Source organism: Actinomadura luteofluorescens (assembly GCF_013409365.1).
Lineage (GTDB): Bacteria > Actinomycetota > Actinomycetes > Streptosporangiales > Streptosporangiaceae > Spirillospora > Spirillospora luteofluorescens.
In genome coordinates, this window is record NZ_JACCBA010000001.1 from 1896354 (window position 1) to 1916809 (window position 20456).

18 protein-coding genes are annotated in these 20456 nt (G+C 73.2%); 6 read left to right on the forward strand and 12 right to left on the reverse strand.

Translation table 11 applies throughout. The features are described from left to right. The first annotated feature begins 1 nt into the window (after position 1). Together BJY14_RS08630 and BJY14_RS08635 are read left to right on the forward strand one after the other, a co-directional pair. Positions 2-1615 carry a M4 family metallopeptidase gene (locus BJY14_RS08630; protein WP_179843123.1) on the forward strand — a complete coding sequence of 538 codons (1614 nt, stop codon included), beginning with the start codon at positions 2-4 and terminating at the stop codon, positions 1613-1615. 99 nt (positions 1616-1714) lie between these two features. Then, positions 1715-2140, forward strand: a complete 426-nt coding sequence (locus BJY14_RS08635) for an OsmC family protein (protein ID WP_179843124.1) — start codon at positions 1715-1717, stop codon at positions 2138-2140. A 217-nt stretch (positions 2141-2357) separates the two neighbouring features. On the opposite strand, the gene BJY14_RS08640 is transcribed toward BJY14_RS08635, so the two are convergent. Together BJY14_RS08640 and recO are read right to left on the reverse strand one after the other, a co-directional pair. Then, entirely contained in the window at positions 2358-3164 is an 807-nt protein-coding gene (locus BJY14_RS08640) for an isoprenyl transferase (RefSeq protein ID WP_179843125.1), read from the reverse strand. Beyond that, positions 3161-3925 (reverse strand): DNA repair protein RecO, encoded by a 765-nt coding sequence (recO, locus tag BJY14_RS08645; RefSeq protein WP_179843126.1) that lies wholly within the window; start codon positions 3923-3925, stop codon positions 3161-3163. The genes BJY14_RS08640 and recO overlap by 4 nt, the downstream gene beginning before the upstream one ends. A 183-nt stretch (positions 3926-4108) precedes the next feature. On the opposite strand from recO, the gene BJY14_RS08650 reads away from it, so the two are divergent. Together BJY14_RS08650 and BJY14_RS08655 are read left to right on the forward strand one after the other, a co-directional pair. Beyond that, positions 4109-5155, forward strand: a complete 1047-nt coding sequence (locus BJY14_RS08650; protein ID WP_179843127.1) for a M4 family metallopeptidase — start codon at positions 4109-4111, stop codon at positions 5153-5155. Next, positions 5152-5403, forward strand: a complete 252-nt coding sequence (locus BJY14_RS08655) for a protealysin inhibitor emfourin (RefSeq protein WP_258938716.1) — start codon at positions 5152-5154, stop codon at positions 5401-5403. Before BJY14_RS08650 ends, BJY14_RS08655 begins: the two co-directional genes overlap by 4 nt. A 57-nt stretch (positions 5404-5460) precedes the next feature. Here the strand turns inward: BJY14_RS08655 and leuA are convergent, their stop codons facing one another. The 3 genes from leuA to BJY14_RS08670 all read right to left on the reverse strand — a co-directional run bounded on the left by leuA (position 5461) and on the right by BJY14_RS08670 (position 8788). Beyond that, a complete protein-coding gene (gene leuA / locus BJY14_RS08660; RefSeq protein ID WP_179843128.1) occupies positions 5461-7188 on the reverse strand; it encodes a 2-isopropylmalate synthase in 1728 nt (575 codons plus the stop codon). Positions 7189-7338: 150 nt separating this feature from the next. Further along, on the reverse strand, positions 7339-8175 hold the full coding sequence (gene ddaH / locus BJY14_RS08665) for a dimethylargininase (protein WP_179843129.1): 837 nt from the start codon (positions 8173-8175) through the stop codon (positions 7339-7341). A gap of 1 nt (position 8176) precedes the next feature. After that, on the reverse strand, positions 8177-8788 hold the full coding sequence (locus BJY14_RS08670; RefSeq protein WP_179843130.1) for a hypothetical protein: 612 nt from the start codon (positions 8786-8788) through the stop codon (positions 8177-8179). A gap of 101 nt (positions 8789-8889) precedes the next feature. Between BJY14_RS08670 and BJY14_RS08675 the strand changes: the two genes are divergently transcribed. Then, complete coding sequence (locus BJY14_RS08675) at positions 8890-9726, forward strand: hypothetical protein (protein WP_179843131.1); 837 nt, start codon at positions 8890-8892, stop codon at positions 9724-9726. On the opposite strand, the gene era is transcribed toward BJY14_RS08675, so the two are convergent. The 3 genes from era to BJY14_RS08690 all read right to left on the reverse strand — a co-directional run bounded on the left by era (position 9717) and on the right by BJY14_RS08690 (position 16472). Further along, positions 9717-10607 (reverse strand): GTPase Era, encoded by an 891-nt coding sequence (gene era / locus BJY14_RS08680; RefSeq protein ID WP_179843132.1) that lies wholly within the window; start codon positions 10605-10607, stop codon positions 9717-9719. The two genes, BJY14_RS08675 and era, sit on opposite strands and share 10 nt — an antisense overlap. Positions 10608-10945: 338 nt before the next feature. Then, positions 10946-14287 (reverse strand): ATP-binding protein, encoded by a 3342-nt coding sequence (locus BJY14_RS08685; RefSeq protein ID WP_179843133.1) that lies wholly within the window; start codon positions 14285-14287, stop codon positions 10946-10948. A gap of 52 nt (positions 14288-14339) precedes the next feature. Further along, complete coding sequence (locus BJY14_RS08690; RefSeq protein WP_179843134.1) at positions 14340-16472, reverse strand: MMPL family transporter; 2133 nt, start codon at positions 16470-16472, stop codon at positions 14340-14342. A gap of 153 nt (positions 16473-16625) precedes the next feature. On the opposite strand from BJY14_RS08690, the gene BJY14_RS08695 reads away from it, so the two are divergent. After that, positions 16626-16964 carry a cytidine deaminase-like protein gene (locus BJY14_RS08695; protein WP_179843135.1) on the forward strand — a complete coding sequence of 113 codons (339 nt, stop codon included), beginning with the start codon at positions 16626-16628 and terminating at the stop codon, positions 16962-16964. Positions 16965-16982: 18 nt separating this feature from the next. On the opposite strand, the gene BJY14_RS08700 is transcribed toward BJY14_RS08695, so the two are convergent. The 4 genes from BJY14_RS08700 to BJY14_RS08715 all read right to left on the reverse strand — a co-directional run bounded on the left by BJY14_RS08700 (position 16983) and on the right by BJY14_RS08715 (position 20344). After that, a complete protein-coding gene (locus BJY14_RS08700; protein WP_179843136.1) occupies positions 16983-18329 on the reverse strand; it encodes a hemolysin family protein in 1347 nt (448 codons plus the stop codon). After that, positions 18329-18805, reverse strand: coding sequence for an rRNA maturation RNase YbeY (ybeY, locus tag BJY14_RS08705; RefSeq protein WP_179843137.1), 477 nt, complete (start codon positions 18803-18805; stop codon positions 18329-18331). The genes BJY14_RS08700 and ybeY overlap by 1 nt, the downstream gene beginning before the upstream one ends. Continuing rightward, complete coding sequence (locus BJY14_RS08710; RefSeq protein ID WP_179843138.1) at positions 18802-19878, reverse strand: PhoH family protein; 1077 nt, start codon at positions 19876-19878, stop codon at positions 18802-18804. The genes ybeY and BJY14_RS08710 overlap by 4 nt, the downstream gene beginning before the upstream one ends. A 121-nt stretch (positions 19879-19999) precedes the next feature. After that, positions 20000-20344 carry a histidine triad nucleotide-binding protein gene (locus tag BJY14_RS08715; protein WP_179843139.1) on the reverse strand — a complete coding sequence of 115 codons (345 nt, stop codon included), beginning with the start codon at positions 20342-20344 and terminating at the stop codon, positions 20000-20002. Positions 20345-20456: the final 112 nt, after the last annotated feature.

Genomic DNA, 20456 nt, shown 5'->3' on the forward strand with positions numbered 1-20456 from the left:
CATGACAAGACGGGCGTTCACCAGCCGAAGGATCACGCTCCTGGCCTCGGCGACGTTGCTCGCGTCGGCCGCCACCGCGCTCCCCGCCTCCGCGCGGCAGCCGGCGTCCCCACCGGGTCCGCGCGCCGCCGCCGAGCACGCGCTCCGCGCGCTCACCGGCCGCGCCGCCGAGGTGCGCGGCGGCGACGGGCAGGCGTTCCAGGTCGTCGGGGTCGGTCTCGACCGCGACGGTACCTCGCACACCCGCATGACCCGCACCTACGACGGCCTGCCCGTCCTCGGCGGCGACATCGTCGTCCACGAGACGGCGGCCGGGACGTGGCGCGGCACCAGCCTCACCCTCGCCAAGGCGCCGTCGGACTCCAGCCCGGAGGTCTCCGCCAAGACCGCCCAGAAGCGCGCCGCCACCAAGAGCCGCAAGGCCGACGGCTCCCCCGCGCTCGTCGTGGAGTCCCGCACCGCCGACCACGCGCCCCGCCTCGCCTGGCGCGTCCAGACCGTCGGGAAGAAGGCCGACGGGACGCCCAGCCGCGTCTTCACCTCGGTGGACGCCGCGACCGGCAAGGTCCTGCTGCGCGAGGAGACGATCAAGACCGAGGCGGGCGACGGCAAGTCCCTCTACACCGGCACGGTCCCGCTCCAGACGACGCTGTCCGGCAGCACCTACCAGCTGAAGGACCCGACGCGCGGCAACACCTACACCGGGGACGCCCAGAACGACACCGACCTGTGCTTCCTCAGCTGGTGCTTCCACCGGGCCCCCGCCACGCTGTTCACCGACGCCGACAACCACTGGGGCAGCGGCACCACGTCCGACCGCGCCACCGTCGCCGTGGACGCCCAGTTCGGCACCAACGAGACCTGGGACTTCTACAAGAACGTCTTCGGCCGCACCGGCATCGCGGGCGACGGCAAGGGCTCCTACAACCGCGTCCACTACGGCAGCGGCTACGCCAACGCCTTCTGGGACGACTCGTGCTTCTGCATGACCTACGGCGACGGTGACGGAAGCCAGCTCGGCCCGCTCACGTCCCTGGACGTGGCCGCGCACGAGATGAGCCACGGCGTCACCAGCTCCACCGCGAACCTCACCTACAGCGGGGAGTCCGGCGGGCTGAACGAGGCGACGTCCGACATCATGGCCGCCGCCGTGGAGTTCTACGCCAACAACTCGGGCGACGTCGGCGACTACCTGGTGGGCGAGGAGGTCGTCCTGCCCGGCTTCGGCAAGCCCGCGCTGCGCTTCATGGACAAGCCCAGCAAGGACGGCAGCTCCGCCGACTCCTGGTCGACCGGCACCAAGAACCTCGACGTGCACTACTCCTCGGGCGTCGCCAACCACTTCTACTACCTGCTGTCCGAGGGCAGCGGCGCGAAGACGATCAACGGCGTCTCCTACAACAGCCCCACGTCCAACGGCTCCACGGTCACCGGCATCGGCCGCGACGCCGCCACGAAGATCTGGTACCGGGCGCTGACCACGTACATGACGTCCTCGACCAACTACGCGGGCGCGCGCACCGCGACGCTGAACGCGGCCAAGGACCTCTACGGCGCGGGCAGCACCCAGTACAACACCGTGGCCGCGGCCTGGTCCGCGGTGAACGTCAGCTAGCAACGATCCGCAGGCGGAACGCCCCGCACCGGTCTCCGGCGCGGGGCGTTCCCGCGGTTCGGGTGATCCACCGGCCGCGCCATGGTGAAGAATCAGGGCATGGCTACGACACGCACCGCGAACGCGCATTGGGAAGGCTCTCTGCTGGAGGGCCAGGGGACCGTCTCACTGGACTCCTCGAAGCTCGGCACCTACGACGTGACCTGGGCGTCGCGGGCCGAGGAGCCCGGCGGCCGGACGAGCCCCGAGGAGCTCATCGCCGCCGCGCACTCCACCTGCTACTCCATGGCGCTCTCGCACGGCCTCGCCGGCGCCGGCACCCCGCCGGAGAAGGTGGACACCAAGGCCGAGGTCACCTTCCAGCCGGGCGAGGGCATCACCGGCATCCACCTGACCGTCCGGGCCAGCGTCCCCGGCCTGTCCGCGTCCGACTTCGAGAAGGCCGCCCAGACCGCCAAGGAAGGCTGCCCCGTCAGCAAGGCCCTGTCAGGAACCAAGATCACCCTAGACGCAGTTCTGGTCTGACCATCGCGCCGGGATCACGCTAAGACCAGCCCGGCGAACACGCCAGACCCGGCCGGGGAAGAGGGACCCACCAAGCCCAGCCCCTTCCCCGACCACGCGACGACCTGAACGGTCGCGATCGCGTCCGAAGGCAGATTCGAGCGAAGCAAGAATCTGATCGCGCAGCGAGCCGCCAGGCGAGCCGGAGCGATGCAGCGATCGCACCAGTGGGTGCGGTTCAGGGGCCCCCGGGCCCCTGAACCGCACCCACTGCATTAGGCACGGCCCCTCCGTAGCGGCGGTCTCTGGAGGCGTAGAGTTCGCAGGCGTGCCAGAGGTGGCGGCGGTCGAAGTCGGGCCAGAGCGTGTCGAGGAAGACCATCTCCGCGTAGGCCGACTGCCAGATCAGGAAGTTGGACGTGCGCTGCTCCCCGGAGGAGCGCAGGAACAGGTCGACGTCGGGGATGCCGGGCTCGTCCAGGTAGCGGGCGAAGACCTTCTCGTTGATCTTGCCGGGGTCGAGGCGGCCGTCCCGGACGTCCCGGGCGATCGCGGCGGCCGCGTCGGCGATCTCGGCGCGGCCCCCGTAGTTCACGCAGAACTGCAGGGTGAGGACGTCGTTGCCGCGCGTCATCTCCTCGGCCGTCTCCAGCTCCCTGATGACGCTGCGCCACAGCCGGGGCCGCCGGCCCGCCCAGCGCACCCGCACGCCCATCGAGTGGAGCTGGTCGCGGCGGCGGCGGATCACGTCCCGGTTGAAGCCCATGAGGAAGCGCACCTCGTCGGGCGAGCGCTTCCAGTTCTCGGTGGAGAACGCGTACGCCGACAGGTAGGGGACGCCGAGCTCGATCGCGCCCATGATCACGTCGAAGAGCGAGTCCTCGCCGCGCTTGTGGCCCTCGGTGCGCGGCAGGCCGCGCTCCTTGGCCCAGCGGCCGTTGCCGTCCATGACGATGGCGACGTGCCGCGGTACCAGGTCCGCGGGGATCGGGGGCGGGGTGGCGCCGTCCCGGTGCGGGTCCGGAGGCGATACGGCCCTGCTCAAACTCTCTCCCTATCGGTGTCGTCGTCGCGCGTCTCGCGCTCCACATGGCGCAGGGAACGGATCCCGTGCTCCAGATGCCACTGCAGGTAGGCGGCCACCAGGCCGCTGGTCTCCATCCGGTGGCGCTGCTCGCTGGCGTCCGCGTACTCCCAGTCGCCGCGCAGCAGCGCCAGCATCAGCGCGAACGTCGGCGGCGCCGGGGTCGCGGCGCCCGGCTGGCGGCAGCCGGCGCACACCGCGCCGCCCGCCGCGATGGCGAACCCGCGCAGCCCGCCGCGGTTGCCGCACCGGCAGCACTCGTCGAGCGCGGGCGCCCAGCCCGCGACCGACAGCGAGCGCAGCAGGTAGGCGTCCAGGACGAGCCGGGGGTCGTGGGAGCGCTCGGCGAGGGTGCGCAGCCCGCCGACCAGCAGCAGGAACTGCCGCAGCGCGGGCTCGCCCTCCTCGGCGGTGAGCTTCTCCGCGGTCTCCAGCATCGCCGTGCCCGCCGTGTAGCGGGGGTAGTCGGTGACCAGCGCCTCCCCGTACGGGCGCAGCGTCTCGGCCTGCGTGATCAGGTCGAGGGACCGCCGCTCGTACAGCTGCAGGTCCACGTGCGTGAACGGCTCCAGCCGCGCGCCGAACCGGGACCTGGTCTTGCGGACCCCCTTGGCGGCGGCGCGGATCCGGCCGGTCCGCCGGGTCAGCACCGTCACGATGCGATCGGCCTCGCCCAGCTTCTGGGTGCGCAGGACGATGCCTTCGTCGCGGTACAGGGTCACCCGTTCATTCTGACGCACGCCGCCCGATGCCTCGGTGCGCCGGGGGCATCTCCCCAGGATCTTCACAAGTCACAGCAGTGACCTCGCTGCGCCGCAAGACGAACACACAACGTGACCGGATTCGGCCGTAGCGGTCCCCCGAAAGTCATGGCTGGAAACACGGGCACCTGGCAGCGTTGTGGCATGAGATGCCACATCGTGCCACCGCACATGCTGGAGCGGATCGCCCGCGATGCCGAGGACCCGGCCATACGCGGCCGGGCCCGCCGTACGCTGGCGCTCACCTCCGCCCAGTTCACCGAGCGGCGGACGGCCGCGGCCGGGGCCCCCTCCCCGTCCGAGGACTTCGTCCCCGACCGGACGATCAACGACGCCGGGCACCGCGAGGAACTGCCCGGCCGCACCGTGCGGGCGGAGGGAGCCCCCGCCACCGGCGACCCGACCGCCGACCGGGCCTACGACTGGCTCGGAACGACCTTCGACTTCTTCGAGGCCGTGTACCGGCGCGACTCCATCGACGGGGCGGGCCTCCCGATGGTCTCGACCGTCCACTACGGCGACAAGTACGACAACGCCTTCTGGAACGGCGAGCAGATGGTGTACGGCGACGGCGACGGTGTCCTGTTCACCGACTTCACCGCCCCCCTCGACGTCACCGGGCACGAGCTCGTCCACGGCGTCACCCAGTACACCGCGAACCTGGAGTACTACGGCCAGTCCGGCGCGCTCAACGAGTCCGTGTCCGACGTGTTCGGCTCGCTCGTCAAGCAGTGGCACCTCGGCCAGACCGCCGACCGGGCCGACTGGCTCATCGGGGAGGGGCTGCTCGCCCCGGGCGTCGACGGCGTCGCGCTGCGCTCCATGAAGGAGCCCGGCACCGCCTACGACGACCCGCAGCTCGGCAAGGACCCGCAGCCCGGCCACATGGACGACTACCTCGACACCTACCGCGACAACGGGGGCGTCCACATCAACTCGGGGATCCCCAACCACGCCTTCTACCTCGTCGCCACCGGCATCGGAGGCAACGCCTGGGAGAAGGCCGGCCGCATCTGGTACCAGACGCTCACGGGCGGCTCCCTCGCCTCCGACGTGGGCTTCGCCGGCTTCGCCGCCGCGACGGTCCGGGCCGCGACCGCGCTGTACGGGGCCGAGGCCGTCGAGACGAAGGCCGTGAGCCGGGCCTGGACGGGGGTAGGTGTCTCCTTGGAGGCGAACGAGACGCAGTGAAAGTGACAGTCGTCCGCAGCGGGGGGTTCGCGGGGATCGAACGGCGCGCGGAGTCCGACAGCGCCAGCGATCCCATGCTGTCGAGGCTCGTCGGCCGCGTCGACCTGAAGAGCGTGCCGCCGCCGGGCCGAATCCCTGACCAGTTCCTGTACGAAATCGAGATCGACGGCGACCGGACCACCGTCGGTGAGGCCCAGCTCCACGGCCCGCTTCGAGAACTGGTCCACCACGTCCTCGGTCGAATCTGACCGCTCTGTCTCGGGTTCAGGACCCTGGGGGGACCTGGACCCGAGACGACCGGCCGGCTACCTCCCCTGCGCGCGGGCGACCCGGTTGACGGCCGACAGCATCGCCTTGAGGGACGCGGTGACGATGTTCCCGTCGATGCCGACGCCCCACACCGTCGTGCCCTTCCCGTCGCCGAACCGCACGTCGCACTCGACGTAGGCGGCGGCGCGCGCGTCGCCGCCCGCGCTCATCGCGTGCTCGGCGTAGTCCAGCACCCGGACGTTGATCCCGACCGCGGCGAGCGCGTCCTCGAACGCCGAGACCGGGCCGTTGCCGACGCCCTCGATCTCGCGGATCTCGCCGTCCACGCGGACGTCGCAGCTGAGCGCGTCCTTCTCGTCCACCCGGGACGTCGTGCGGTGCGCCAGCAGCCCGGCGCGCGGGCCGTTGGCGAGGAACTCCGTCTCGAAGATCTCCCACATGCGCTCGGGCGTGACCTCGCCGCCGGCGCTGTCGGTGTGCTCCTGCACCACCCGGGAGAACTCGATCTGGAGCCGGCGCGGCAGCTCCAGCGCGTGCTCGGTCTTCATGATGTAGGCGACGCCGCCCTTGCCGGACTGGCTGTTCACCCGGATCACGGCCTCGTACGTCCGGCCGACGTCGTGCGGGTCGATCGGCAGGTACGGGACCTCCCACGTGTACCGCTCCACCGGCACGCCGGCGGCCTCGGCGTCGCGGCGCAGGTAGTCGAAGCCCTTGTTGATGGCGTCCTGGTGGGAGCCGGAGAACGCGGTGTAGACCAGGTCGCCGCCGTAGGGGTGCCGCTCGTGGACGGGCAGCTGGTTGCAGTACTCGACCGTCCGGCGGATCTCGTCGATGCCGGAGAAGTCGATCTGCGGGTCGACGCCCTGGGTGAACAGGTTCAGGCCGAGGGTGACCAGGCACACGTTGCCGGTGCGCTCGCCGTTGCCGAACAGGCAGCCCTCGATGCGGTCGGCCCCCGCCATGTAGCCGAGCTCGGCGGCGGCCACGGCCGTCCCGCGGTCGTTGTGGGGGTGCAGCGACAGGATGACCGAGTCTCGGTAGGCCAGGTTCCGGCTCATCCACTCGATCTGGTCGGCGTAGACGTTCGGGGTGGCCATCTCCACCGTCGCCGGCAGGTTCACGATGACCTTCCGGTCCGGCGTCGGCCGCCACACGTCGTTGACGGCGTTGCAGACCTCGACCGCGTACTCCAGCTCCGTGCCGGTGAACGACTCGGGCGAGTACTGGAAGTAGATCTCGGTGTCGCCCATGTCCTCGGCGAGCTTGGCGCACAGCTTGGCGCCCTCCACCGCGATCGCGGTGATGCCGTCCCTGTCCTGCCCGAACACCACGCGGCGCTGCAGCGTGCTGGTCGAGTTGTACAGGTGGACGATCGCCCGCCTCGCGCCGCGCACCGCTTCGAAGGTCCGCTCGATCAGCTCGGGGCGGGCCTGCGTCAGCACCTGGACGACGACGTCATCGGGGACCCGGTCCTCCTCGATGATCTGCCGGACGAAGTCGAAGTCGGTCTGGCTGGCCGCCGGGAACCCGACCTCGATCTCCTTGTAGCCCATCCGTACCAGCAGCTCGAACATCTGGAGCTTGCGGTGGGAGTCCATCGGGTCGATCAGCGCCTGGTTGCCGTCGCGCAGGTCGACCGCGCACCATCGCGGCGCCTCGGTGATCACCTGGTCCGGCCAGGTGCGGTCGGCCAGCTTCACGGGCGCGAACGGCTTGTAGCGCTGGAAGGGCATGCCGGAAGTCTGCTGTTGCGGATACATCCGTTGAGTTCTCTCTGCTCGAACCTCGCGGCCGACGTGCACGGCGATGCCCCGCAGCGAGGGAGCCGGCCTGTTACAGGTCCCCGCTGCGGCCGCTAAGGAGGAGCAGCTCACGCAACACGTTCGCCAAGTTAACAGATGGCATCCGCGTCACGGAAACCGACGTCCGGATGCTGAGACGCCAGGTTCGCTCCGCGGTCCCGGCGCGGTTCCGGGGACGAGCACGGAAAGGCAGGTCACGCAGCCGTCGAGCGCCTCGAACTCGCTGATGTCGACGCTCGTGACGCGCAGGCCGTCGGCCGCCAGCCGGGCGGCCGTGCGCGGCGCCGACGCCGCCATGAGGATGTGGCCGGGCCCGAGCACCACCACGTGCGCGCCCTCCGGTTCGGACACGACCTGAAGGCACGGCAGCACCGAGGTGTCGACCATCTCCGGGACGCCGATGAGGCCGCCGTCCGGCAGCGCGGTCATCGCCGACTTCAGGTGCAGGCAGCCGCGGACGTCCACCGGGACGACCCTCCGCCCGCCCAGCAGGCGCGCGAGCTGGCAGATGCCCTCCTCGTTCGTCCGGGCGCCGCGCCCCACGTAGACGGTGCCGCCGACGTCCAGGACGTCCCCGCCGTCCAGCGTCCCCGGCTCCTCGATCCGCTCGACCCACAGGCCGAGCTCGCGCGCGGCCCGCTCCGCGCCCGCGGTCTCGCCGCGGCGGCTCGGCGCCCCGGACCGGCCGAGGACCGCCAGGTCGCCGCTGACGACCAGGGCGTCCTCGACGAAGACGGCGTCGGGCAGGTCGTCGGCGGGCGCGACGGCGCGGACGTGCCACCCGGCCGCCCGCAGCGCCGCGACGTACGCCTCGTGCTGGCGCGCGGCGCGTTCCACGTCCACCGGGCGGCGGGCGGCGTGGGTGACGATGCCCTCGGCGAGGCGCGGGCCGGGCGGCCTGACCAGTGCCCTGCCCGCGGGTGCGGAACCGGCGGCGGCGTCCATGTCAGCGCGCCGCCCCCTCCGTCGTCACGATGACGCCGAGCGCGTAGGCGCGGGACATGCCGAGCAGGTCGGCGATGCCGTGCAGGGCGAGGCGCTCCCCCTCGCCGAGCGGGCCGTCCGCCAGCCCGATCCGGACGGCCTGCGCGAGGAACCACTCCTTGGCCTCGACGGCGAGGTGCGCCCCGGCCCGGATGACCTCCTGCTCCAGGAACGTCCGCCGCGTCGCCAGATCGATGTCCACGGCGTCCGCGTCGTAGCCGGGCTCGCCGTACCCGGTGACCGTCGCCACCGCGCGGGCGCGGGCCGCGGCGTCGGCCGGGTCGCCCGAGCGCAGCACCAGGGCCGCGGCGGCCCGCATTCCGGCGGCCAGGGCCTCGGCCATCTGCTGCGCGGTCGGAGTCCGCAGGGCCGACACGGGGAGGCGGGCGCGGCACGTGCGGCACTCGACGGCCTGCCCGAGGCGCCACAGCGGCACCATCGGCACGAAGAAGACCGAGAACCAGCGGCGTCCGGCGCGCCTGCGGTAGGCGCGGTCGCCCCCGCACTGCGGGCAGTGGAACGTCCCCTCGCTGACCGTACGGAACACCGCCGTCAGGCCAAAAACGAGCAACACCGGCGCTCTCCTCCCATAACGGACTCCGCTCCAACCTACCGACCCGCGCGCGCCGCGGTGGCCCTCCCGGACAATGCCCGCCGTGCGTTTACGCTGGGTTCATGACCGGTGACCTGGGATCCGACGCGGGACGCGCGCGGTCGCGCCCGTCCTTCCTGCCGCCCGTCGACGGCTACCCGCCGCAGCACGGCGGCCCGGCCGAGGCCGCCCCCGCCGCGCCCGTCCCGGCCCCGCGCAGGGGCGGCGCCGCCTGGGTCCTCGCCCTGATCGCCTCCGCGTCGGCCCTGCTGGTGTCGGCGTTCCTGCCGTGGGCGCGCGCCGAGGTCGTCGTCGACCTGTTCGGCCGCTCGCTGAGCCGCGACCTCGGCAGCGTCGCGGGCATCGACGCCGACGACATCGTCCTGGCCGTCCCCGTCCTCGCCGTGATCGCGATCGCGCTGGCCGCCTGGGACCTGATCGGGCGCGACGCGCGGATCGGCGCGCTCGCCGCGGTGCCCGGCATGCTCGCCCTGCTCGTGTGCGGGATCTTCGTGCTGCGGCTCGGCCACGTCCGCGACGACCTGCCCCAGACCGGCCTGGACCTCGGCTACCAGATCACCGTCCGGTTCGGCTGGTACCTCTCGGTCATCGCGTCCCTGCTCGTGGTCGGCTTCAGCCTCGCCCGCCCCGTCAGCGACAAGGTCTCGAAGTCGCAGCGGCAACCGGACGAGGATCACCCGCAGTACCCCTACATGGACCCGCAGTACGCCGAACAGCAGTACCCGGAGCGGTATCCGACCGGCGAGTACGCCGCCTGGCCCTCGGAGGACCAGGCCTGGGGCCGCCAGGACCATCCGCACGAGGAGCCTTCCCCTCCCAGGGACGACACCCCGAAGAAGGACGACGCCAGGAAGCCCCCGGCCCCCGAGCAGGACCCGGAGGACGCCGGTCAGTCGTAGAAGCCGAGCCTGCGGAGCTGCTTGGGGTCGCGCTGCCAGTCCTTGAGGACGCTGACGCGAAGGTCGAGGAACACCTTCGTGCCGAGCAGCGCCTCGATCTGCCGCCGCGCCGCCGCGCCGACCTCCCGCAGCCGCGCGCCCTTGTGCCCGATGATGATCCCCTTCTGGCTGGACCGCTCGACGAACAGGTGCGCGTAGACGTCGACGAGATCGTCACGGCCCTCGCGGGGCGCCATCTCGTCCACGACGACGGCGATCGAGTGGGGCAGCTCGTCCCGCACCCCCTCCAGCGCCGCCTCGCGGATCAGCTCGCCGACGAGGACCTGCTCGGGCTCGTCGGTGAGATCGCCCTCGGGGTACAGCGGCATCCCCTCCGGCAGATGGGAGATCAGCAGGTCGCCGACGAGGCCGACCTGGAAGCCGCTCTCGGCGGAGCACGGCACGATGTCGGCGAACTCCCCGAGCCGCCCGACCGCGAGGAGCTGCTCGGCGACCTGCGCGGGCGCGGCGAGGTCGGTCTTGGTGACGATCGCGACCACGGGCGTCTTCTTCACGCCCGCCAGCTCCCTGGCGATGTACTTGTCGCCCGGCCCGACCGGCTGGTCGGCGGGCACGCAGAACCCGATCACGTCCACCTCGGTCAGCGTCGACCGCACGAGGCTGTCGAGCCGCTCCCCGAGCAGCGTCCGGGGCTTGTGCAGGCCGGGGGTGTCGACCACGACGAGCTGCGCGTCAGGACGGTGCACGATCCCCCGGATGGCCCGCCGCGTCGTCTGCGGACGGCTACTGGTGATCGCCACCTTCGTCCCTACCAGCGCGTTCATCAACGTCGACTTGCCCACATTGGGCCGCCCAATGAAACAGGCGAAACCGGTGTTCATTGCGTCTCCTTCCTCCTTCGGGCCTGGCGGCCCTCCATCGTCAGGAAACGCGGGCGATCGCTGGCATCGCTTCGTCTCGCCTGGCGGCTCGCTTCGCGATCAGGTCGTCGCGTGGTTGCGGCCGGGGCTGGGGTCAGTGCGTCCATGGGGACGGGTGCGCTTATGACGTCTCTCCTTGTCGGGGCCGTGACGGCCCTCCATCGTCCACGAACGACGGCCCTGTATGCGATCAGGTTCGGGCCCGTCTTCGCCCCTCACCAGGCCCTCGGACGCGCGGGTGTCGCGGCGTGCGACGGTCGGTGCGGTGGTCAGTTTAGTCGGGTCGCGGTGGGGCGGGGTCAGGCCGCTGTGCCCAGGGCGGCCAGGGAGGCGGTGGCCTTCTCCGCCCAGAAGGGGGCTTCGAGACGGCCCGCGACCTCGGCGGCCCTGCGGTAGTGGGAGGCGGCGACCTCGGCGGGGCGTTCCAGGTAGCGGGCGAGGTCGCCGAGGACCTGCGCGACCGGGCCGACCGTCGCGACGGCGGTGGCGCCGCCGGAGAAGTGGCCTTCGTAGGGCAGCAGCGCCGCGTAGGCCTCCTCGGCCAGCGGGCGGTCGTCCAGGGCGACGGCGCGCAGGCCGCGGACCGCCATGGTCAGGTCGAAGAAGTAGTCGAGCCGCACGGGCCCGGCGCCGGCCACCACCCGGCGGGCCTCGGCGGTGCGGCCCGCGGCCGCCAGGGTGAGCGCGTAGATGTCGGCGGTCGCGGCGACGTGCCTCCACTGCTCGTGCAGCCAGGCAGCCTCCTCCATCGCCTCCTCGGCCCGTCCCTGGACTAGCCGCAGGCAGAACGGGCCGAGCAGCGCCATGCCGCGCTCGCTGAACCAGATCCGGGTCCGGCCGATGGAGCCGCCGACCTCGGCGAACGCGCGCTCCGCCTCGTCCGGGCGGGCGGCGAAGGCGCGCACCAGGGCGGTGTACCAGTCCGCGATGCGGGCGAGCAGCGGCAGCCCGTACTGCTCGGCGAGCCGGCGCCCCTCCGCGCGGTGCCGGTGCGCGGCGGGCAGGTCGAGCGCCGCGACGCCCGTCTGCTGGAGTTGCAGGTGCGCGAGGACGCGGTAGGTGCCGAGGTCGTGCTCGGTGGCCAGATCGAGCAGCTCGGACGCGAACCGGGCCCGCTCGGTGAGCCCCTCCGCGCTCCGGTAGGCGTTGATGTAGGCGCCGTTGAGGGCGAGGGCGATCAACTCGGGCGCGCCCAGCGACCGGGCCAGGCGCAGCGCCGCCGCCGCAGCCTGGGCGCCCCGGTCGTGCTGCTCGCCCTCCGACTCGATCGCCAGCGTGGTCAGCAGCCTGACCCGCGACTCCGGCTCGGTCTCGGGGAGGCTCGCGAGGGCCTCGCCGGTGGCCTCCACCACGGTGAGGTCGAGGGTCCCGTACTCGCGGCTCGTCCACAGCGTCGGGACGTCGAAGGCGACGATGATCCGGGCGAGCAGGCGGACGTCGCCGAGGGCGCGGGCGTCGGCGATGGCGGCGATCCGCCGGGCCCGGGCGTCGACGATCTGCCCGGCGAGGGCGCTCGCCCGGATCGCGGCGACCTCCGCCTCCAGCCGGTCGCGGGTCGCCTCGGGGCCCCGCGACCGGAGCGTCTCGACGGCGCGCACCCACAGGTCGGCCGCGGCGCCGTGCGCGAACCGGGCCTCGGCGGCCGCGGCGGCCCGCCGCGCATAACGGACCGCCTTGTCCGGGTCCGTACCGGATTCGAGGTAGTGGTGCGCGATCGCGGCGACCTCGCCCGGGAGGTGGCGCTCCAGCGCGGCGGCGACACGGCCGTGCACGCGGGTGCGGCGGGCCCGGGACACGCCCGCGTAGAGGGTGTCGCGGACGAGGGCGTGCGCGAACCGGATCCGGCCGGGCGCGGGCTCGGTGACCAGGCCGGCGGCCAGGCCCGCCTCCACGGCGTCGATCACCGTCTCCTCGTCCCCGGCCAGGTCGGTCAGGACGCGCAGGTCGGCGTCCCGGCCGATGACCGCGGCGTCGCGCAGCACGGTCTGGACCGGGCCCGGCAGCCGCGCGACGCGGCGGCGCAGCACGTCGCCGACGCCCGCGGGGACCCGGCGCGTGGCGGCGGGCAGCCCCTCCGCGTCCAGGAGCCGGGCCGTCTCCCGGGTGAAGAACGGGTTGCCGCCCGTGCGCTCGGCGATCGCGGACAGCTCCGCGTCGTCCAGGCCGGCGGCGCAGGTGTCCCGGACGAGGACCGCGACCTCCGCGGGCGACAGCCCGGCCAGCTCGATCCGCGCGGGCTCGTGCCGGGCGAGTGCGGCCAGCGCGGCGGCGAGACCGTCCGGTACCTCGGTCTGCCGGAACGTGGCCAGCAGCAGGACGCGGCGGTCCCGCAGCCGCCCCGCGAGCCGGATCAGCAGCGCGAGGGTCTCCTCGTCGGCCCAGTGCAGGTCGTCCAGGACGAGCAGGAGCGGCGCCGCGTCCGCCAGCTCGGCGAGGTAGTCGCCGACGGCCAGGTGGAGCCGGAACCGGCCCGTGACGACGTCGGCGCCGGCGAGCCCGATGGCGGAGTCGTGCAGCAGCGGACCGAGCCGCCCGGCGAGGCCCCCGGCGGGCGGGACGGCGGCGGCGAGGTCGCGCAGCAGTTCTGCCCAGGGCCAGGCGGCGGGCGCTCCCGCGGTCTCCGGCGCCGTCCCCCACGCGCACGTCCAGCCGCGCCCGGCCAGGTCGCGCGCGAGCCTCTCGGCGAGCGCGGTCTTGCCCATCCCGGCGTCCCCGCAGACGAGGACGACGCCGCCGCGGCCCGCCCCGGCGTTCCCGGCGGCCTCCTCCAGCCGCGCCAGTTCCTGGACGCGGCCGACGAAGGCGGAGCCCTCCTCGGAGCGGGGCGCCGGCGCGAGCCGCAGCGCGGGACGGGACGGCGCCGGCCGTTCCGGCTCCCCCAGCGCGGGCTCCTGCGCCAGGATGTCGCTCTCCAGGCGGCGCAGCGCCGGGCCGGGGTCGACGCCGAGCTCCTCGGTCAGGGCCGCGCGGGCGCGCCGCAGCGCGGCGAGGGCGTCGCCCTGGCGCCCGGCGCGGTAGAGGGAGAGGGCCAGCAGCCGCCACGCCTCCTCGCGCAGCGGGTTGGCGGCGGCGTGGGTCTCCAGGTCGGGGACGGCCTCGGCGGCCGATCCGAGCCGCAGCATCGCCCCGGCGCGGTGCTCGACCGCGAGCCGGCGCCGTTCGTCCAGGCGGGCCGCCTCGGCCGCGGCCCACGGCAGGTCGCCGAACTCGGCGTAGGCGGGGCCGCGCCACTCGGCGAGCGCCGCCTCCGCGCGGCGGCGCGCCTCCCGCGGGTCGGCCTCCGCCAGCTCGGCGGCCTCGTCGATCAGCGCGTCGAACCGCCACGCGTCGACGGCGCCGTCCGGCAGCCGGAGCGCGTACCCCGGCGGCTCGGTGACCAGGACCCGCGCGGGCGTGCGGGGCGGGCGGTCCGGTTCGAGCGCGCGGCGCAGGTGGGAGACGAAGGACTGGAGGCCGCCCGCGGCGCGCGGCGGGGCCGTGCCCGCCCACAGGTCGTCGACGAGCCTGTCGGCGGGCACCATCCGGCCCCGCGCGGCGACCAGGCGGGCGAGCACGGAGCGCTGCCGGTGACCGCCGAGGTCGGCGGCGGATCCGGCCACCTCGGCCCCGAAGGCCCCGAGAACGCGTACGACAGGCGACATGTCCCGATCAGCCTAACCGGGACATGCCGCCCTTCCGTGATCACTCCCCCCGTTACGCGCGGCTGGGCTCGGGACGCCGCTCGGCGGGCCGCGCGGGCGCCACCCCGCCGTGCAGGTCGATCGCCGGCAGCACCCGGGCGAGCGGCCCCGGCAGCCACCAGTTCGCGCGGCCGAGCAGCGACATCGTGGCCGGCACCAGCACCAGGCGCACGACCGTCGCGTCCAGCGCCACCGCGACCGCGAGCCCGACCCCCATCTGCTTGATCACCAGGCCGGGGTCGGCGGCGAAGCCGAGGAACACCGCCACCATGATCAGCGCCGCGCTGCTGATCACCCGGCCGGTCGCGGCGAGCCCGGTGGACACCGACCCGCGCGCGTCGCCGTGCAGCAGCCACTCCTCCCGGACCCGCGAGAGCAGGAAGACCTCGTAGTCCATGGAGACGCCGAACAGGACGGCGAACATGAGCAACAGGATGAACGACGACACCGGGACGCTGTGCGGGAGGCCGAGCAACTCCGCGCCCCAGCCCCACTGGAACAAGGCCGTGAGCACCCCGTAGGCGGCGCCGATCGACAGCAGGTTCATCACCGCGGCCTTCAGCGGCGCCAGCAGCGACCGGAACACGATCATCAGCATGACGAACGACGTCGCCACCACCACGCCGATCACCGGCCACAGCCGGTCCGCCAGCATCCGGGACAGGTCCACGTAGATGGCGGTCAGCCCGGTGACCTCGGTGTCGGGCGGCAGCACGTCGGCCCGGATCCGGTCGACGAGGCCGGTCACCCGCTCGTCCTGCGGGCCGTAGTCGGGGGTGACCATGATCACCGCGGCGTCGCCGCGCGGGGACGCCTGCGGCGGCGCCACGGACGCGACGCCCTCGGTGCCCTCCAGCCGTTCGCGCAGCCCCGGCAGGGCCGCCCTGTCGGTCCGGGTGAGGTCGACGGCGACGACGAGCGGGCCGTTGGCGCCCGGACCGAAGCCGTCGGCGACCAGGTCGTAGGCCTGGCGGACGGTGTTGGACGTGGGCTCGCTGCTGGCGTCGCTCGGCCACGTCCGCATGCCGAGCGCCGGGGCGGCGAGGGCGAGCATCAGCACCGCGGCGGCGAGCAGCCACGGCCAGGGGTGCCGCCCGACGTGCACGGCCCAGCGCCGCACCCGCGGCGACTCCACGGCGATCGCCGCGCCGGCGGCCCGGTCGCGGCGGCGCAGCACCCTGCGGCCGGCGAGCCCGAGCACGGCCGGCAGCAGCGTGACGGCGCTCAGCACGGTCGCCGCGACGACGATGCCGGTGGTGAAGCCCATCGTCATGAACACCGGGATCCGCGACAGCACCAGCCCGCACAGCGCCAGCAGCACCGTGAACCCCGCGAAGATCACCGACAGGCCCGCGGTGGCGATGGCGCGGCCCACCGCCTCGGGCACGTCGAGGCCCTCCGCGAGCCCCTCCCGGTGGCGGGTCAGGACGAACAGGGCGTAGTCGATGCCGACCCCGAGGCCGACCATGGTGGCGAGCGTCGGCGCGGTGGTCGCGACGTCGGTGAACGCGGCCACCAGCGTGATCCCGGACACGCCGACGCCGAGCCCGGCCAGCGCGACGGCGAGCGGCAGCCCCGCCGCCACCACCGACCCGAACGCCAGCAGCAGGATGACCAGGGCCGCCACGATCCCGATCGCCTCGGCGACGCCGCCGGGCGCGGTCACGTTCTCGGGGACCTGGCCGCCGAACTCCACCTGGTAGCCGGCGGCGTCCAGGTTCCGCGTCGCCGACCGGAGCAGGTCGAGGGTCTCCTTGGGCCCGAGGTCGGTGACCGGCACCGAGTACCGGACGGTCATCAGCGCGGTCGCGCCGCCCTTGCCGAGCTGCGCCGGGTCGACACCGCTGACGTGCGGAAGCGTCCGCAGTTCCGCCGCGGCCGCGGTCAGCTTCGCCTGGTCGACCTTCCCCGACCTCGCGTGCACCACGACCCGGGCGTCGGCCCCCGCCAGCGCCGGGAACCGCTCCTTCAGCAGGTCGGTGGCCTGCTGCGAGCCCGTCCCGGCCAGCGTGTAGTTGTCGTGCAGGGCTCCCCCGGCGACGCCGGAGAGCCCGGCCATCGCGGCGACGAGCACCAGCCACACCACGATGAACCGCCAGGGCCGCAGAGCGGCGGCCCTCCCCAGGCGGTAGAGCAGACGGGACATCACTTCTCCCCCAGAACGGCATTGTCCGACGCCCTACAGGCTCCCGGGCTCCCCTTGCCGTCCACTTGCCGCCGACTTGCGGACCACCGACCCGGCTCGCGGACCGCCGAGCCGCCCGCCCCGGCCGCCCGCGGTGCCCGTACGCTTGGGGGCGTGAGCGAGCTGAACGCCGAGGACGCGAAGATCATCACCCTGGCCAGGTCGGCGCGGGCCCGGACGGGCGCCGCCGAGGGCGCCGCCGTGCGCGACGAGACGGGCCGCACCTACTCCGCCACGAGCGTGGACCTGCCGTCCCTGAAGCTCTCGGCGCTCAAGGTCGCCGTCGCGATGGCCGTGTCCAGCGGCGCCGAGGACCTGGAGGCCGCCGCCGTCGTCACCGCCGCCGAGGCGGCCGACCCCGCCGACGTCGCCGCCGTCCGCGACCTCGGTCCCAAGGCCCCGGTGCTGCTCGCCGGCCCCGACGGCGCCGTCCGCGACACCGTCCGCGGCTGAGACCGCCGGCGGCCCGCGTCAGCGGGAGTGGTCCGAGGCCGCCCGGCTCCCGGCGTCCGGGGCCGGGGCACCGAGACGCCGCACCAGGACGGTGCCGACCCGGTTGCGCCGCCCGGCGATCGTCTCGGCCTTGAGGGACAGCACCGGGCCGTTCTCGCCGGTGGAGGCGTCGTTCGTGGCGACCTCGGCGGTGGAGCCCTCGATGGGGACGCGGCCGAGGGCGTGGGCCAGCAGGCCGCCGACCGTCTCGACCTCCTCGGCGTCGATCTCCACCTCGAACAGCTCGGCGAGGTCCTCGACGGGAAGGCGGGCGGTGACGCGGGCCGCGTCGCCGGAGAGCCAGGTCACCGGCGGGGTCTCCACGTCGTACTCGTCGGTGATCTCCCCGACGATCTCTTCCAGGATGTCCTCGATGGTGACCAGGCCCGCGGTGCCGCCGTACTCGTCGATGACGATCGCGACGTGGATCTGCCGGGCCTGCATCTCGCGCAGCAGCTCGTCGATCGGCTTGCTGTCGGGGACGTAGGTGGCGGGCCGCATGACCGAGTCGACCGTCTCGACCGACTCGCCCTCGCGGTGCTCCTGGCTGCGCCGGACGACGTCCTTGAGGTAGGCGATGCCGACGACGTCGTCCTCGTTCTCGCCGACGACGGGGATGCGGGAGAAGCCGCTGCGCAGCGCCAGCGACATCGCCTGCCGCAGCGTCTTCGTGCGCTCGACGAACACGATGTCGGTGCGCGGCACCATCACCTCGCGGACGAGGGTGTCGCCCAGCTCGAACACCGAGTGGATCATCTCCCGCTCGACCGGCTCGATCAGGCTGCGCTGCTCGGCGAGGTCGACCAGGTCGCGCAGCTCCGCCTCGGAGGCGAAAGGGCCCTCCCGGAACCCCTTGCCGGGCGTGAGCGCGTTGCCGAGCAGGATCAGCAGCCGGGGCAGCGGCCCGAACACCCGGGTCACCGGATGGATCACCGCGGCGCCCGCCAGCGCGATCCGGTCGGCGTGCTGGATGCCGAGGGTGCGCGGCCCCACCCCGATCGCCACGTAACTGACGACGATCATGACGGCGGCGGCCGTGACGTAGGCGCGCCACGTCTCGTCCAGCCAGGAGATGCACAGGTCAGCGACGATCACGGTGGCGACCAGCTCGCAGCCGATCCGCAGCAGCAGGACCATGTTGACGTAGCGGGCCGGGTCGGCGACGACCTCCGCCAGCCGCCTGGCGCCGCGGCGCCCCTCCCGGACGGCCTCCTCGACCGTGACCCGCGACACACGGGCGAGCGCCGTCTCGGTTCCGGCCAGCAGGCCCGCCAGGACGACCAGGCCCACGGCTAGGGCGGACAGCCACGCCTGCGTGGTGCTCATCAGCCGCCGCGTTTCTCCCGCCAGGAGGTGAGGAGCTCGGCCTGCAGGCCGAACATCTCCCGGTGCTCCTCCGGCTCGGCGTGGTCATAGCCCAGCAGGTGCAGGATGCCGTGCGCGCACAGCAGTTCCAGCTCCTGCGCGGTGCCGTGCCCGGCCTCCCGCGCCTGCTTCTCGGCGACGGTGGGGCACAGCACGACGTCGCCGAGCAGCCCCGGGTCGGTCTCGCCGTCCTCGTCGGCGCCGCCGGACATGTGCCCGGGGCGCAGCTCGTCCATGGGGAACGACAGCACGTCGGTCGGGCCCGGCTCGTCCATCCACTTCTCGTGCAGCTCGGTCATCGCGGCCTCGTCGACCAGCAGCACCGACAGCTCCGCCAGCGGATGGACGCGCATTCCGTCGAGGACGTGCCGCGCCAGGTCGGCGATGGCCTTCTCATCGACCTCGGCGCCCGACTCGTTCAGCACCTCGATGGTCACTGCCGCCCCCGCTTGCGGGGACCGCCGCGCGCCGCGCCCTGCTTGAACTGCGGGACCTGCTTCTCGTCGAACCGGTTGTAGGCGTCGACGATCTCGGTGACGAGCTTGTGCCGCACGACGTCGCGGCTGTCCAGCCGGCAGAAGTGGATGTCCTCGACGCCGTCCAGGATCTCCTGCACGACGCGCAGCCCGCTCAGCTGCCCGTTCGGCAGGTCGACCTGGGTGACGTCGCCGGTCACCACGACCTTCGACCCGAACCCGAGCCGGGTGAGGAACATCTTCATCTGCTCGGGCGAGGTGTTCTGCGCCTCGTCCAGGATGATGAACGAGTCGTTCAGGGTCCTACCGCGCATGTACGCCAGGGGGGCGACCTCGATGGTGCCGGCGGCCATCAGGCGCGGGATCGAGTCGGGGTCGACCATGTCGTGCAGCGCGTCGTACAGCGGCCGCAGGTACGGGTCGATCTTCTCGTAGAGCGTTCCCGGCAGGAAGCCGAGCCGCTCGCCCGCCTCGACGGCCGGACGCGTCAGGATGATCCGGTTGACCTGCTTGTCCTGCAGGGCGCGGACGGCCTTGGCCATGGCGAGGTAGGTCTTGCCGGTGCCCGCCGGGCCGATGCCGAACACGACCGTGTGCTTGTCGATCGCGTCGACGTACCGCCGCTGGTTCAGCGTCTTCGGGCGGATGGTCCGGCCCCGGCTGGACAGCACGTCCAGGGTGAGGACCTCCGCGGGACGCGCGCCGCCCTCGCCCCGCAGCATCGCCAGGCTGCGCTCGACGGCGTCGGGGGTGAGCTGCGTGCCGCCCTTCAGCAGTTCGAGCATCTCGGTGAACAGCCGGGAGACGAGATCGGTCTCGCTCCCCGGGCCGGTCACGGTGATCTCGTTGCCGCGGACGTGGATGTCGATGTCGGCGCCGAACGCGTGCTCGATCGCGTGGAGCAACTCATCCCGGGAGCCCAGCAGGCTCACCATCGAATGGTCGTCCGGCACCACGATCTTGATCTGCGAGCGCGAGCCTGTCCGGTCGTCGCGCCCCGTGCGGGTTGCCCTCGCGTGAGTTGATTCGACCATCAGCCGGGCCTTGCGGCCTTCGGACCTGCCTTCTGTCTGCTCCGGGTGTCCTGGTGTACCGGTTCCATCGTACTGGCGACCCCCGACACACCGCCGCCGCATTTTCCGCGCGGCGGGCGACTCAGCCGGGCGGCCAGTTCAGGCCACGCCCGCCCAGCAGGTGAGCGTGCACGTGGAACACCGTCTGGCCCGCCTGGGAGCCGGTGTTGAACACGACCCGGTAGCCGGTCTCGGCGATGCCCTCGTCGGCGGCGACCTCGTGCGCCTCGCGCATCATCTCGGCGAGCAGCTCGGCGTCGGAGGCGGCCAGCTCACCGACCGTCGGGTGGTGGTCACGCGGAATGACCAGCACGTGCGTCGGCGCCTGGGGGTTGATGTCGCGGAACGCCACCGTCCCCGCCGACTCGCGGACGATCGTGGCGGGCACGTCCCCGGAAACGATCTTGCAGAACAGGCAGTCGGTCATCTGTCTCCCCTCGCGGCGGTCCGCGACCGCCCCGAAATCCTATCGGGCCCGCGCGGGCATGGATCACGACCGGCCGCGCCGGATAGAGTTCTCATCGATCGACTCCCGGTAG

Coding starts and splice junctions, on each gene's coding strand:
- ddaH (WP_179843129.1), bottom strand. CDS start 8,175: ATGGACGCCGCCGCCGGTTCCGCACCCGCGGGCAGGGCACTGGTCAGG.
- BJY14_RS08710 (WP_179843138.1), bottom strand. CDS start 19,878: ATGGTCGAATCAACTCACGCGAGGGCAACCCGCACGGGGCGCGACGAC.
- BJY14_RS08685 (WP_179843133.1), bottom strand. CDS start 14,287: ATGTCGCCTGTCGTACGCGTTCTCGGGGCCTTCGGGGCCGAGGTGGCC.
- BJY14_RS08675 (WP_179843131.1), top strand. CDS start 8,890: ATGACCGGTGACCTGGGATCCGACGCGGGACGCGCGCGGTCGCGCCCG.
- BJY14_RS08700 (WP_179843136.1), bottom strand. CDS start 18,329: ATGAGCACCACGCAGGCGTGGCTGTCCGCCCTAGCCGTGGGCCTGGTC.
- BJY14_RS08630 (WP_179843123.1), top strand. CDS start 2: ATGACAAGACGGGCGTTCACCAGCCGAAGGATCACGCTCCTGGCCTCG.
- BJY14_RS08650 (WP_179843127.1), top strand. CDS start 4,109: ATGAGATGCCACATCGTGCCACCGCACATGCTGGAGCGGATCGCCCGC.
- BJY14_RS08715 (WP_179843139.1), bottom strand. CDS start 20,344: ATGACCGACTGCCTGTTCTGCAAGATCGTTTCCGGGGACGTGCCCGCC.
- BJY14_RS08635 (WP_179843124.1), top strand. CDS start 1,715: ATGGCTACGACACGCACCGCGAACGCGCATTGGGAAGGCTCTCTGCTG.
- leuA (WP_179843128.1), bottom strand. CDS start 7,188: ATGTATCCGCAACAGCAGACTTCCGGCATGCCCTTCCAGCGCTACAAG.
- BJY14_RS08690 (WP_179843134.1), bottom strand. CDS start 16,472: ATGTCCCGTCTGCTCTACCGCCTGGGGAGGGCCGCCGCTCTGCGGCCC.
- era (WP_179843132.1), bottom strand. CDS start 10,607: ATGAACACCGGTTTCGCCTGTTTCATTGGGCGGCCCAATGTGGGCAAG.